Annotated in this window: 11 protein-coding genes and 1 tRNA gene; 3 read left to right on the top strand and 9 right to left on the bottom strand. The window is 58.7% G+C overall.

The window, feature by feature from the left end:
• Window positions 1-75 precede the first annotated feature (75 nt).
• Window positions 76-381 carry an N-acyl-D-glutamate deacylase gene (locus HMPREF2919_RS08540; RefSeq protein WP_246824077.1) on the top strand — a complete coding sequence of 102 codons (306 nt, stop codon included), beginning with the start codon at window positions 76-78 and terminating at the stop codon, window positions 379-381.
• Between the two features lie 92 nt (window positions 382-473).
• On the opposite strand, the gene HMPREF2919_RS08535 is transcribed toward HMPREF2919_RS08540, so the two are convergent.
• Window positions 474-1,091 carry a hypothetical protein gene (locus HMPREF2919_RS08535; protein ID WP_070667218.1) on the bottom strand — a complete coding sequence of 206 codons (618 nt, stop codon included), beginning with the start codon at window positions 1,089-1,091 and terminating at the stop codon, window positions 474-476.
• Between the two features lie 337 nt (window positions 1,092-1,428).
• On the opposite strand from HMPREF2919_RS08535, the gene HMPREF2919_RS08530 reads away from it, so the two are divergent.
• Entirely contained in the window at window positions 1,429-2,040 is a 612-nt protein-coding gene (locus HMPREF2919_RS08530) for a methylated-DNA--[protein]-cysteine S-methyltransferase (protein WP_070667217.1), read from the top strand.
• A 215-nt stretch (window positions 2,041-2,255) separates the two neighbouring features.
• The gene (locus tag HMPREF2919_RS08525) at window positions 2,256-3,044 is read left to right on the top strand and encodes a DNA-3-methyladenine glycosylase I (protein WP_070667216.1); all 789 of its coding nucleotides are present in this window, start codon (window positions 2,256-2,258) and stop codon (window positions 3,042-3,044) included.
• 136 nt (window positions 3,045-3,180) lie between these two features.
• On the opposite strand, the gene HMPREF2919_RS08520 is transcribed toward HMPREF2919_RS08525, so the two are convergent.
• The 8 genes from HMPREF2919_RS08520 to HMPREF2919_RS08485 all read right to left on the bottom strand — a co-directional run bounded on the left by HMPREF2919_RS08520 (window position 3,181) and on the right by HMPREF2919_RS08485 (window position 13,267).
• The gene (locus tag HMPREF2919_RS08520) at window positions 3,181-3,570 is read right to left on the bottom strand and encodes a DUF1304 domain-containing protein (protein ID WP_049340790.1); all 390 of its coding nucleotides are present in this window, start codon (window positions 3,568-3,570) and stop codon (window positions 3,181-3,183) included.
• Between the two features lie 245 nt (window positions 3,571-3,815).
• Window positions 3,816-5,438, bottom strand: a complete 1,623-nt coding sequence (locus HMPREF2919_RS08515; protein ID WP_070667215.1) for an L-lactate permease — start codon at window positions 5,436-5,438, stop codon at window positions 3,816-3,818.
• Window positions 5,439-5,932: 494 nt separating this feature from the next.
• Window positions 5,933-7,570: an L-lactate permease gene (locus tag HMPREF2919_RS08510; protein ID WP_070667213.1), complete on the bottom strand. Its 1,638-nt coding sequence runs from the start codon at window positions 7,568-7,570 to the stop codon at window positions 5,933-5,935.
• Window positions 7,571-8,165: 595 nt separating this feature from the next.
• Window positions 8,166-8,239 (bottom strand) — tRNA-Pro (locus HMPREF2919_RS08505).
• Between the two features lie 240 nt (window positions 8,240-8,479).
• Window positions 8,480-10,060, bottom strand: a complete 1,581-nt coding sequence (gene der, locus HMPREF2919_RS08500; protein ID WP_049353025.1) for a ribosome biogenesis GTPase Der — start codon at window positions 10,058-10,060, stop codon at window positions 8,480-8,482.
• 111 nt (window positions 10,061-10,171) lie between these two features.
• Window positions 10,172-10,864 (bottom strand): (d)CMP kinase, encoded by a 693-nt coding sequence (gene cmk / locus HMPREF2919_RS08495; protein WP_070667211.1) that lies wholly within the window; start codon window positions 10,862-10,864, stop codon window positions 10,172-10,174.
• Window positions 10,865-10,918: 54 nt separating this feature from the next.
• Window positions 10,919-12,088, bottom strand: a complete 1,170-nt coding sequence (locus HMPREF2919_RS08490) for a prephenate dehydrogenase (RefSeq protein ID WP_070667209.1) — start codon at window positions 12,086-12,088, stop codon at window positions 10,919-10,921.
• 18 nt (window positions 12,089-12,106) lie between these two features.
• The gene (locus HMPREF2919_RS08485) at window positions 12,107-13,267 is read right to left on the bottom strand and encodes a pseudouridine synthase (RefSeq protein WP_070604556.1); all 1,161 of its coding nucleotides are present in this window, start codon (window positions 13,265-13,267) and stop codon (window positions 12,107-12,109) included.
• Between the last annotated feature and the right edge of the window lie 8 nt (window positions 13,268-13,275).

The raw sequence follows: 13,275 nt of genomic DNA, 5'->3' as shown, positions 1-13,275 counted from the left end.
TCTGGCACCTTCCGGTGGTCGTGAGAACGGAGAGAGGCTCCGTTGGAAGGAGGGAGCGGGTTTCCCGCACCGATTATGGTTGATGTCCGTCGCCGCAAGCTTGCAATTATTGCTATGAACATTTCGGTTCTTGCAGCTGCTCTCTCCTGGCTGTTGATGCTCTTCTCTGTCATGTATTCTCCCGCAGCTGTACCGTGGGCTCTGGGCGTTGCTATCGTACTGACGGTGATTGGCGCCTACGCGCTGTACCGCTACTACTCCAAGTACTCGCACGTGCTCCCGAACGAGGACCCGGACGCACACGATGTGCTCGGTCACGACCTGCACTCGACTCACCTGCCGCATCTGCACCACACGGAGCGTACTTCTGATGGAGCGTAATTCTGACATGGCAGCCGCTAAGTAGCGAGCTCTTCATCCCCTAGACAGCGAATGTGCCGCCTCACCAATACCGGTGAGGCGGCACATTTACTTTAAGATTGCGGTTCAGAGTCCGGTACTGCAACCATGTCTGAACGGTTTGAGTCAGTACTTTGACGCGTTTCAGCTTCGGCTCTGGCTAGTTCTAGTCTTTTGTTCTTTTCGACGATTAGAGCGTTATATTTCCAGCCGGGGATTCGTTCAACAAGCCACCCAACCCAGAGAAGCGCAGCGGTAATGAGAGCGACCGGAATCAGGTAAATGAGGAAGCTCGGGTTGCGGGTGTGGTCTGAGGTGCTCCCCGCGCTGAGTTCCCACAGCGCAATGATTGGTACCGCCATTATGGGCATCACTATAAAAAGGATGAGGGCATAGTAAATGCCCATCATGCTACCGGGCCTACCTCTATTTATACGAGCTTGGGTAACGGCTCTGTCCAGGCGTTTGTATTCCTCCAGAGTTTCGCCGTCTAGAAGCGAAGCGTCAGGGATTTTGGCCATGACGTACTGTACGGCTTCAAAATCTGAGGGCGAGCAAATAAAGATATGCCCCTGGGACATAACGGTGTATTCTTTCGCGATGTTGAGGCACGCCTGCGCGTAACGGTTATTGAGCTCTCGACTCTCCGGGTTTTCCTTGAGTTCCCGGCGGAGGTCTTTCAGGTCTTCCATGTTTCTCCTTGCAATTTCAGTCGTCGTTGAACCCAACGTTGGGGTACGAGAAACACAGGTCATCCCCCACCCGGTGCGGGGTGGAGAAGCCGGAGTATTGAATTGCGGTGTATCGGTGTGTACTTCACAGAATGCCAGCTCTTCAGGTTCAGGCAAAATTGACGGGGCATCCTGAGATGTTTCAACGGCGGTGCATACATCTCATATATAGCGGTTAGTTATAGACAAAACCCGCTACGGGTACGGTACGGAGGCGCCCCTCCCCTATGATGGTTGAAAGGGATATTTACCTCTAATACCATCTGCAATACACGCCCACGAACCAACGAGGAAGAGCATGACCAAAGCGACCGATTCGCCGCAGCCGCCGGAAGCGCTCGCGCGCTGGTACACTCGCTATTCGAGCCCCGTCGGCGTGCTCTACCTTACCGCCCGTGCGGATGCAATTGTGGGCATCTGGTACGAGGATCAGGCGCATTTTCCGCTCCCCCATGAGCTTGGTGGACTGATTGAGAATCCGGATGTCTATCTGCGGGAGCACGGCGTTGCAGATGGTGAAGAGCCAGCCGGTGAGTACGCTGCGGCACAGCTGCTGTCGCGTGCTGCGGCAGAGCTCTCCGAGTATTTTGAGCGCAAGCGCACTTCTTTTACGTTGCCGCTAGATCCTGAGGGCACCGATTTTCAGCTGATTGTGTGGGAGCATCTGAAGACTGTTCCTGCCGGGTACACCACCACTTACGGTGAGATTTCGCGTGCGGTTGGCCCCGGTGCTCCGGCGCAGGCGGTGGGTCAGGCGGTCGGCCGCAATAAGGTTTCTATTATGATTCCGTGTCACCGCGTTATTGGTGCTGATGGTAGTTTGACTGGCTACGCTGGCGGTGTTGAACGTAAGCAGTTCCTCCTCGATCTGGAGGAGCCGGAAGAGGTGCGGGAGGCGCGGCTCTTCTAGCGATGTCACCCGGCGGTGATTGAGACTTATCAGAGGGCGGAGCGTGCATCGGATGCGGGCTCCGCCCTCTGTCGTACCTGTTTTCGGTTTCGTTGCTCTGCACCACGACACATAATCGAATATACTTGCGATTTACTCACGCTAGGGCTAGTGTTTAAGTAGAACATGCTTCCGAAATACTCGGATGAGCACAGCAATCTCAGAGAAGAGAAACCGTGACCTCGCAACCTACTATTCCCGCCAACCCCCTCGAAAACACCCCGAGTTACCCCACGTGGGTGACCGATGAGCTTCTGCGCGATTACTACGACACCGAATGGGGCATACCCGTCACCGATGAGCGGGGACTCTTCGAAGCCCTGAGCCTCGAGGCTTTTCAGGTGGGCCTCTCCTGGCGCACGATTCTTGCCCGCCGTGAGGCATTTCGTTGCGCTTTCGAGGGGTTCGATCCCGAACGCGTGGCTGCGTTCACCGACCAGGATGTTGCGCGACTCCTCCAAAACGAAGACATTATCCGTAACGAGCGGAAGATTCGCGCGGTCATCTCCAACGCGCGGCTGACCCTTCGGATGCGTGAGCTTGCCGCCACGCCGTATGACGCATCCGCGGAGGATATTAATCTTCCCCTCATTGCTCCGGCATCCATCTCAGCTAAGGCAGACAGTACCGAGGCGACAGCCGCACGCCGCCGTCGAGTTCGTACGCTAAGCGATGAAGACCTGGACCGGATGCGCGAGCGCACCCTGCCTGACGGCACACGTGTACCGGGCGGGCTGCCGGCGTGGCTGTGGTCCTTCGCGCCACACGAGACTATCGCGCCGCATACCCTGGAGGATATCCCGACAGATACACCCGAGTCCGCGCTTCTTGCCAAATCTTTTAAAGCTCTAGGAGGTGTGTTCTTGGGTCCGGTGACCGCCTATGCGCTTATGTGCGCGGTCGGTATGGTCAACGCGCACCTGGTGGACTCGCATCGGCGAGGCTGTTCGGGGCTCTTTACCTAAGCCCCCTCGCCCTAAGCTCCCCACGCTTGGCGTGCTTGCGTGCAAGGGCGCAGAAAAGCCGCGCGCCACTTCGTAGAAGTAAGCACGCGGCTTCTATACGTTGAGAGGTTCCGCTCTGAATTAGATCGCCACAGGGTTAGATCATCACGAAGAGGAAAATCAGCGCCAGCAGCGGCGGGGTCAGCTGAATCAGTGCCGGCTTGCGCTTATCCGGGGAGGTGAGGAACAGGTAGACACCGGCAATCGCCATGGAGCCCAGGCCTGCGAACATGAGCGCCACGCCCACCTGCGGGGAGCCGAACCAGAAAGCCAGCAGACCGGTTGCGGCGATCCAGGCGAGCATCAGGTTGTACAGGCCCTGGTTTGCCGCCATCTCTTTGGTAGACTCGGCGAATTCTTCGGTCATTCCGAAGGTTTCGCGGCCCTTGGGCTTAGTCCAGAGGAAGGATTCAATAATCCAGATGTAGACATGAATAGCAATTGCTACGAAGGCAAAGACAGTAGTAATCGTTGCGAGCGCCTGCATTGTTTCTCCTTGAGTAGTAGGTGTTCTATGAGGCACCTGCCCGGTCTTTCTTCTGGAGCACAATCTGTGGTGATGTGCAGAATCATGCGGGAGCAAGCACAAGAAGTAATTCTACGCCTCTTCCCGGTCTGTTGAAACTTCCCTGAATATGCGTGAAACCCCTCGATTCGTCTTCTGCAGAGAAAGTGCAGGGTTCTCCTCGAGGGGTTTCTTATGCGGGGTGACGCCGAATCCGGTATCGGCCTTTAGCCCATCATGAGCGACAGAGCGAAGGACCAGACGCAGACCAGGCCCAGCAGAATAGCGCTGTACTTGATGGACATGGAGGTAATCTTCGATTCCTCACCGGCGCTGTTTACTGCCGCCGCCGCGATTGCGATGGACTGCGGGGAGACGATCTTACCCATCACGCCACCGGCGGTGTTTGCGGCCACGAGCAGGGTCGGGTCAACAGCAATCTGGGCTGCGGTGGTGGACTGCAGACCCGCGAAGAGCACGTTAGCGTTCGTCACGGAGCCGGTCACGAACACACCAATCCAACCGATGATCGGGGACAGTAGCGGGAAGACCGGGCCGGCTGCTGCGAGCGCCAGAGCGATGGAGGTGGTCATACCGGCGTGGTTCATCACGTTTGCGACAGACATGACCAGGCAGATCATGAGGATCGGCATCTTCAGCTGGTTCCAGGTGCCGCCGAGTTCTTCGAAGGCTTCACCCCAGCTGATCTTCGATGTCAGGATGGTGATGAGTGCCGCCACCAGAATTGCAGTGCCGGATGCACCCAGGGTGTTCCAGGAGAAGATGGCGGTCACGGTCTTACCGGCACCGGTGGTGATGGCTTCGTGAATGCTGGGGATGGGGAATGCCAGGGTTGCAGCCCCCAGCGGACCGGTGGTTGCGAACACGGGCTTGAGCGCGGTGGACCAGAGCAGGATGGTTGCAGAGAGGAAGATGAAGGGGCTCCACGCCTTAACAATCTCAGCGCCGGTGTGCTTGACGCTCTGCTGAGCCTGAACTTCTTCGAGGGTCGGAGCGGTGGGTTCGCGGTAAATGTGCTTGGGCTGCCACTTCTGCATCACGAGTGCCAGTGCTACCAGGGACAGCAGCGGCGGGATGATGTCGACCAGTTCGGGAGAGCCGAGCAGCATCAGGATAGCTGCCTGACCGCCGGAGAAGATGACGCCGGTCATGAGCGCAACCAGGCCGACTTCGCGGATGCCACGCATACCGTCCTGGATCGCGACCATCAGCAGCGGCACGAAGGCGACGAAGATCTGCAGTACCGGAACCATGCCTGCGGACAGGTGTGCGGTGTCCAGGCCGCCGACCTTAGCTGCGGTGGTCACGGGGATACCGATAGCACCGTATGCGCCGGACGCGGCGTTAGCTACCAACGCCAGCATGGATGCCTTGAGGGGGTTGAAGCCCAGGGATACCAGCAGTGCCGCAGAGATAGCGATCGGGATGCCGAAGCCTGCTGCGCCTTCGATGAAGCCGCCGAAGCAGAATGCGATCAGCAGCACCTGGATGCGCTGGTCATTCGAGATGGAGGAGACGGAGGAACGCACGATGTCGAAGTTACCGGCGCGTACGGCGATGCGGTAGAGCCACACCGCCATGAGCACGATCCAGCCGATGGGCCATGCGCCCGAGAGGAAGCCGGAGAGGATGGAACCGGCACCTGCGGTGATGGGCAGGCCGAAGATGGCACAACCGATGATGAGGGTGGTGACGAGGGTCAGCAGTGCTGATTTGAGGCCGCTGAGTTTCAGGACGGTCAGGCCCAGCAGGAAGAGGACGATGGGCGCTGCGGCAACCAGTGCGGAGAGCACCGGTGAGTTCAGCGGGTCGTAGGTTTGCTGCCACATTGGGGCGGGTGTTCCTTTCGGTCTGTGTGTATTAGCGGTCGCTTCTTCCGATACGGCTCCCGTGCTGTATGGAAGCGCTAGGCCGCATAAAACCGATGGGTTCCTCCGCTATGTGGCGGAGTGGCCCATCGGTGAAGCGTTATGGTCATCAGTTCTCAGGGGCTGAAGTTGTTCCCTGGTTTTAACTGAAAGAAAGCGGGATTATTCCCGCTAACTAGGTGCTCATGACTTTATCTGTCTAAGCTAGCAGGTCTCCTAGTGGAGTTCAGGATAGGATAACCTTAAGTGTGCACAAACGATATTTATGTGCATATTTACACTCCTTGGTATTCGCTCCTCACCGCTCCCCTTCGAACCACCAACTGCGCCTCCCTAGCAATCCTAGATAACGCAAAAGCCCCTCCTACCGAAGTAGAAGGGGCTTTCGCTCAACCGTGTCGCGGGCACCTTACCTTCAGAGAAGGTAGGTTACACGCATCGGGTTCTCACGCTGTTTAGAGGCCGACCAGAGACAGGACATAAACCCAAACACAGGTGACAGCCAGCAGAGCTGCACTGTACTTGATCGCCATGGAGGTAATCTTGGATTCCTCGCCTGCGCTGTTCACAGCAGCAGCTGCAATTGCGATGGACTGCGGGGAAACGATCTTCGCCATCACACCACCGGCGGTGTTAGATGCAACCAGCAGGGTCTGGCTGACGCCAATCTGCTGTGCGGTGGTAGCCTGCAGGCCAGCGAAGAGGATGTTGTTGTTCACCACAGAGCCGGTCACGAACACGCCAATCCAACCGATGATCGGGGACAGCAGCGGGAAGATAGCACCCACAGCGGCAACAGCCAGTGCGATGGAGGTAATCATACCCGCGTAGTTCATGACGTTAGCAACGGACATGACCAGGCAGATCATGAGGATCGGGGTCTGCAGCTGCTTCCAGGTTGCGCCGAGTTCCTCGATAGCCTCGCCCCAGCTAATCTTGGAGGTCAGGATGGTAATGATGGTAGCCACCAGAATTGCGGTACCGGATGCGCCCACAATGTTCCAGGTGTAGGTCACGTCGATAGGCTTGGGGGTTGCAACAATCGGTGCCGCCTGCGAGATGCTCTGGTGCAGCCAGGGCAGGGGGAAGGAGATGTTGGTGAAGCCGAGCGCGCCCTTAGCAGCGAAGAGGGGCTTCAGAGCGGTGGACCAGAGCAGAATCACGACGGACAGGTAGACGAAGGGGCTCCAAGCCTTGAGGATTTCGCCGCTGGTGTGCTTGACGCTCTGCTGCGCCTGAACTTCTTCCAGGGAGGGAGCGGTGGGCTCGCGGAAGATGTGCTTGGGCTGCCACTTCTGCATGACCAGTGCCAGAGCGACCAGTGCCAGCAGCGGCGGGATGATGTCAACGAGCTCGGGGTTACCCAGGGTTGCGAGCAGAACGGACTGGCCACCGGAGTAGATAACGCCGACCATGAGAGCTACCAGACCGACTTCGCGGATACCGCGCAGACCGTCCTGAATAGCGACGAGCACCAGGGGGATCAGGCCTGCCATGATCTGGATAACCAGGACCATTTCGATGGACAGACCGTGCAGGTCCACGCCGCCGCGGGTTGCTGCGGTGGTCACGGGGATACCGATAGCGCCATATGCGCCGGAGCTCACGTTAGCAATCAGTGCGAACATTGCAGCCTTGAGCGGGTTGAAGCCCAGGGACACGAGCAGTGCAGCACAGATAGCAATCGGGATACCGAAGCCTGCAGCACCTTCAAGGAAGCCGCCGAAGCAGAATGCAATCAGCAGCATCTGGATGCGCTGGTCGGTAGAGATGGAGGAGATGGAGGAACGAACGATTTCGAAGCCGCCGGAACGCACGGAAATGCGGTAGAGCCACACTGCCATGAGAACGATCCAGCCGATGGGCCACATGCCCGAGAGGAAACCGTAGAGGATGGAGCCGGCACCTGCAGTGACGGGCATACCGAAGATAGCGCAACCGATGAGGAGAGCTAGAACGAGGGAGATAACGGCAGATTTAATACCGCTGAGCTTCAGGACGGTGAGGCCCAGAAGGAAGAAAATAATCGGGACTGCTGCTACGAGTGCGGAGAGTGCGCTCGAGTTCAGCGGGTCGTAGACTTGCTGCCACATGGTTTATTGTGTTCCTTTCCACGCCCACGGGGGCGGGATCGAGTTGTGCCGTAAAACCTTCCCAGCGACGCTTGTGGCGGCGTGTGTGCCGTGTGTTGCAGGTGCGTGCACCTAGCTGTTTTATGCGTTATGGGCGCTATCCTCTGGGGATATATGCCTTCACTTGGGTTCATGTTGGTTTTGCGGCTATGAAATTCAGTGTGTATGAAGTCGTGTTTTAGTCACAGAAACCTAAATATTCCTTGATTTGTCAAGGGAAATTCAGTGCCAAAGCTAAAATTTCTGACCGCTAAAACGTGATTCCTTGTGTACCCAATGTACCACTGAACACCCACAAAATCGGGCATATTCCAACATTTAGATCGAAGCTCATAATTGCACACTAACCTAAAGCCCACCCCGGTTTGAGGGCTTACCCAGCCTCCCTCCCCCGCTATTACAAGGGAACAAGGGCCCGCCAAAGCCCTGCCAGAGCATGCAGTGCCTCGGGAACATTCAAACCGACACAACCCAGCCCCGCACCATCAATCCCCGCAAACCCCTAAACGGCATACAAAAAAGCTCCGGAAGGAAAAACCTTCCGGAGCTTTATCTGTCGGGTTGACAGGATTTGAACCTGCGACCCCTTGACCCCCAGTCAAGTGCGCTACCAAGCTGCGCCACAACCCGATTCGTTATTCACGATATTGTTTTCAAGGTTTCCCCTGAACACTCGAATAACTATACCGGGCTTTTAACCCCCGCGCAAGCCAGATTCACCATTTTTAGAAAAAATCTTAAAAATCTTTTCCTCACGGATTTCCTTGCAGATTTTCCGTACAGAATCCAGCGCGCGGGGGCCAAACCTAACAAGAGCCAGCCTAGCAAGGGGCCAGCCCAGCAACACGGCATCAAGCAGACACCCCGCTACTAGCGGCGGCCGCCCTTACCCTTCTTAGCCTTCGCGCTCTGACGCTCACCCAGGGAGCGGCGCTCACGCACACGCATCGAAATCTCAATCGGAGTACCCGTGAAATCAAAAGTCTCACGCAGACGACGCATAATGAAGCGACGGTAACCCGGATCCAAGAAACCGGTAGTAAACAGCACGAACTTCGGCGGACGCGAAGACACCTGAGTACCGAAGAGAATACGCGGCTGCTTACCACCACGCAGCGGGTGCGGATGCGCGGCAACAATCTCGCCCAGGAACGCGTTCAGGCGACCGGTCGGAATACGCGAATCCCACGACTCCAGCGAGTGCTCCAGGGCGGGCACCAGCTTGTCCTTGTGCCAGCCGGTCTTCGCCGAAATGTTCACGCGAGGAGCCCACTGCACGTGCGCCAGGTCGCGCTCAATCTCGCGCTCAAGCATGTAGCGGCGGTCCTCATCGAGGGTATCCCACTTATTGAATGCCAGGACCATCGCACGACCCGAATCAATCACGGTCTGCACGATACGCACATCCTGCTCAGAGATCGGCTCGGAAACATCCAACAGCACCACGGCAACCTCAGAGCGCTCCAGAGCAGTCTGAGTACGCAGCGAAGAGTAGAACTCCGCACCCTTAGCCATGTGCTGGCGACGGCGAATACCCGCGGTATCCACAAAACGCCAAGGGTAGCCGCCCAGCTCAATAATCTCGTCAATCGGGTCACGAGTCGTACCAGCCAGGTCATTCACCACGGCACGCTCAGAACCAGCCAGCTTATTCAGCAGCGACGACTTACCCACGTTCGGGCGACCCACCAGAGCCACACGACGCGGGCCACCCAGCGCCTCCGGCTGAGCAAACTGCGAGTGCTCCGGCATGACCTCAAGGATCTCGTCCAGAGCATCCGCCAGGCCACGACCGTGCAGACCCGACACCGGGAACGGCTGACCCATACCCAGCGACCAGAGGTTATAAATCTCCGGCTCCAGGTGAGCGTCGTCAATCTTGTTAGCAATCAGAATGATCGGCTTCTTCACGCGGCGTAGCATACGCACGATCTGCTCGTCCGAAGCGGTCACACCCACGCGGGCATCCACCACCAGGACCACAACATCGGCCTGCTCCACAGCAATCTCAGCCTGCTCAGCAACCTGAGCATCAATACCGCGAGCGTCAGACTCCCAACCACCGGTATCAACCAGGGTGAAGCTCTTACCCAGCCACTCAGCCTTATAGGACACGCGGTCACGAGTCACACCCGGCTTATCCTCAACCACCGCTTCACGGCGGCCCAGAATACGGTTAATGATGGTCGACTTACCCACGTTCGGGCGGCCAACAATCGCCACTACCGGATCAGCGAGCTGCTCTTCCTCATCCTCAATGTCGAAGCCCCAAGCACCCAGCAGGGCGCGGTCCTCTTCATCCAGGTCGTAGTCCTCAAGACCCTCAAGAAGAGCCTGAGCACGCTGATCAGCGGTCTCATCATCAATCTCAGCGAGGCGCTCGATAACGTCGTCCTCGCCACCGCCCAGGTACTTATCTTCGTAATCGTCGCGGATAGCGTCCTCAGCCATGCGCATTCCTTTCTCTACCCGCCCCACGCCCAACCCGAGGGTCAGCACGCGAGCGCGGCTCAACGTCTTATCGGGAGCGGATGCACCACTCCCCCAGCGTTTCGGCGGGGCCTAGCCCGCGCGCTTCGCCTTCAACTGGTCATTCACAGCGTTAATCACTGCAGAGACCGTCGCATTAAAATCAAGATCCGAGCTGTCCACCAGGGTCACGCCCTCGGCAGCTTTCATAAAGTTATTGACCTTCGAATCCTTCGCATCACGCTCAGCGATCTGCTTGCTCAAGTCACCCGAAGCGCCGGACTTCTCCGCGTTCTCCAGGCCGCGGCGCGCCATGCGCACCTCTTCAGAAGCAGTCAGCAGGATGCGCGCATCAGCGTCGGGAGCAACCACGGTAGTGATGTCGCGGCCCTCAGCGACCATGCCGTTAATAGCGTGGTTAATCATCCAACGCTGCAGGCCAATCAGGTGCTCACGAACCGCCGGAACCGAAGCCACAGCAGAAACGGCCGAAGAAATGCGCTCGCTACGAATCTCCTCACGGATATCGGTCGAGCCCATCAGAATCTCTTCTTCCTTAATGTTCGTACCGAACACCAGGGGCATCTCCTCGACAGCCTTCACGATCGCCTCAGCGTCGTTCAGGTCAACGCCAAGTTCCAGCACACGGTAGGTTGCGGCACGGTACATTGCACCGGTGTCCAGGTACGCCAGGCCAAAGTGGCGTGCAACTTCCTTAGACACAGACGACTTACCGGAACCGGAAGGACCGTCAATAGCAATCGTCAGTTTAGGGTTCTCGTGCATCAGCACTCCTTAAAATTCGTCTCAAACTTTATGCCGGAAAGTACAGCTTTAACTCTACTTCACAACGCGCCAACCGCGAGCCGACAAATCGCGGACCAGCGCCTCATGAATAGACGGATTGACCGAGATTTCAGCCATACCCACCGGGGCACCCGTCGAGTGCTCCAGACGCAAATCCTCAAGGTTCGCGCCCAGCTCACCAATTTCGGCAAGCAAACGAGCCAGCGTGCCGGGGGTGTCGTCCACCAGCACCGTCATCTTCGCGAACGCGGCGGGGGCCGTACCGTGCTTACCCGGAATACGGCTAACGCCCGCGTTGCCTTCGCTCATCAGCTGTGCCAAATCCAGACGAGCGCCAGACGCCGTCGGGTTCTCCAGCGTCGCAATGAGACGGTTCAGGTCATCACGCACACCGTAGAGAGTCTGCACAATCGGGTCAGCGTTCGCCGCAAAAATCTGCACCCACAGCGTCGGGTCTGAAGCCGCGATACGCACCGTATCGCGCAAACCCTGACCCGCCAGGGACAGCGCATACAGCGGAGTGTCCTGCAGACGCGAAGCCAACAGCGAGCTCATCGCCTGCGGCACATGAGAAATCAGGGCAACCGTCTGATCATGCTCCTCAACGCCCAGAGAAGTCACAATCGCGCCCAGCTCCACCGCCACAGAACGCACCAGACGCACACACTCGGGGCGAACCGAATTGTGCTCGCAGATGATCCACGGACGCGCCTGGAACAGCTCACCGCGAGCAGCCACCGGGCCAGACTTCTCACGTCCAGCCATCGGATGCGAACCCACGTAACGGGACGCATCCGCACTCGAGGCAAGCACATCAGCCAGCGGCTGCACCTTCACCGAGGCAACATCCGTCACCACGGCGCCGGGGTAGCCCGCCTCCGGTCGAGGCGCATAGGTGTTCAACGCGCGAGCGCACACGGCACCGGCACTATCCGGAGGCGCAGCCACCACCACCAGCTGCGGGGCGAAGGCGGTGCGCTCCTCCTCCGACAGAGTGGAGAAACTTGTACCGGCACCGATATCCTGCGCCACAGCCTCGGCGGTGGGTGAAATATCTTGGACGTACACGTCCTCGCATCCTGCCGCACGCAACCCCAAACCAATAGAGGCACCCAGCAGACCCGAGCCGATAATGAGCACCGGCCCGGTCAGCGTTGAGTCCATGGGCAGCTCAGATGCGGAAAGCTCAGCGGGCGAGCTCATGACAACTCCTTAGCGTTATTACATGTCCACCGAAGCGAGCAGGTGACCGATCTCAACCTTGGAGAGGTTACGGACGGTACCCTGCTTCTGCGAACCGATACGGATCGGGCCCATCTCAACGCGGACCAGGCGCTCAACCGGGTAGCCGACAGCGTCGAAGAGACGGCGCACGATGCGGTTCTTACCGGAGTGGATGGTCACCTCAACGAGCACGTGGCCGGGGGTGGAGTCCACCAGCTTGAACTCGTCAACGCGGGTCACGCCGTCTTCCAGGCGAATGCCCTTCTTCATGGCTGCGCCGACGCCGGGCTCCATCGGGCCGGGAACCTGCACCAGGTAGGTCTTGGGCACCTCGTAGGAGGGGTGGGTGAGGCGGTTCGCCAGTTCCCCATCGTTGGTCAGCAGCAGCAAACCCTCGGTTTCGACGTCCAGGCGGCCCACGTGGAACACGCGCTCACTCATGGAGGAACGCAGGAAGTCGGAGATGCAGGGGCGACCTTCGGGGTCTTCCATGGTGGAGACCACGCCGGCGGGCTTGTTGAATGCCATGTAGACGAGCTTGTCGTTGGTCTGAACGGTCATGCCGTCCACCTGCACGGTCACCTTGGAGGAGTCCACGCGCACACCCAGCTCGGTCACGACTTCACCGTTGACGGTGACGCGGCCTTCGGTAATCATTTCTTCGCAGACGCGGCGGGATGCCACACCGGCCTGAGCCAGCAGCTTCTGCAGGCGCACGCCGTCGTGGTCGTAGAACTCGTAGTGGTCTACCGGGGCGTTGCGGGGGCGGCGGGGGCGGTGCGGACCAGCGTAGTTGCTGACGCGGTATTCGCCGCGCTCGTGGGCGAAGGCTTCGCCGGAGCGGTAGGGGCGGCCCGGTGCGCGGCGTTCGCGCTTGGGCAGTTCGGTGCCGCGGCCTCGGCCGGAACCTGCGCGGCCTGCGCCGAACTTCTTCTCGCCAAACTTCTTGTCACCGAATTTCTTCTCGCCGAAGCCCTTTGCGCCGCCCTTGCCTGCGCCACTCTTCGGTGCGCCGGGACGACCGCCGCGTGCGGATGCGCCCTTAGCGCCGGGCTTACCGCCCTGACCGGGACGAGCAGCGCCGGGACGGCCACCGCGGGAGTTCTGGGGGCGACCGGATGCAGAGCGGCCGCCGCGGGAGGAGTTTCCATATGCCATGGTGTTCT

The sequence above is a fragment of the Rothia sp. HMSC068E02 genome (genome assembly GCF_001813565.1).
Taxonomy (GTDB): domain Bacteria; phylum Actinomycetota; class Actinomycetes; order Actinomycetales; family Micrococcaceae; genus Rothia.
This window is presented reverse-complemented; position numbering and strand designations above follow the sequence as displayed.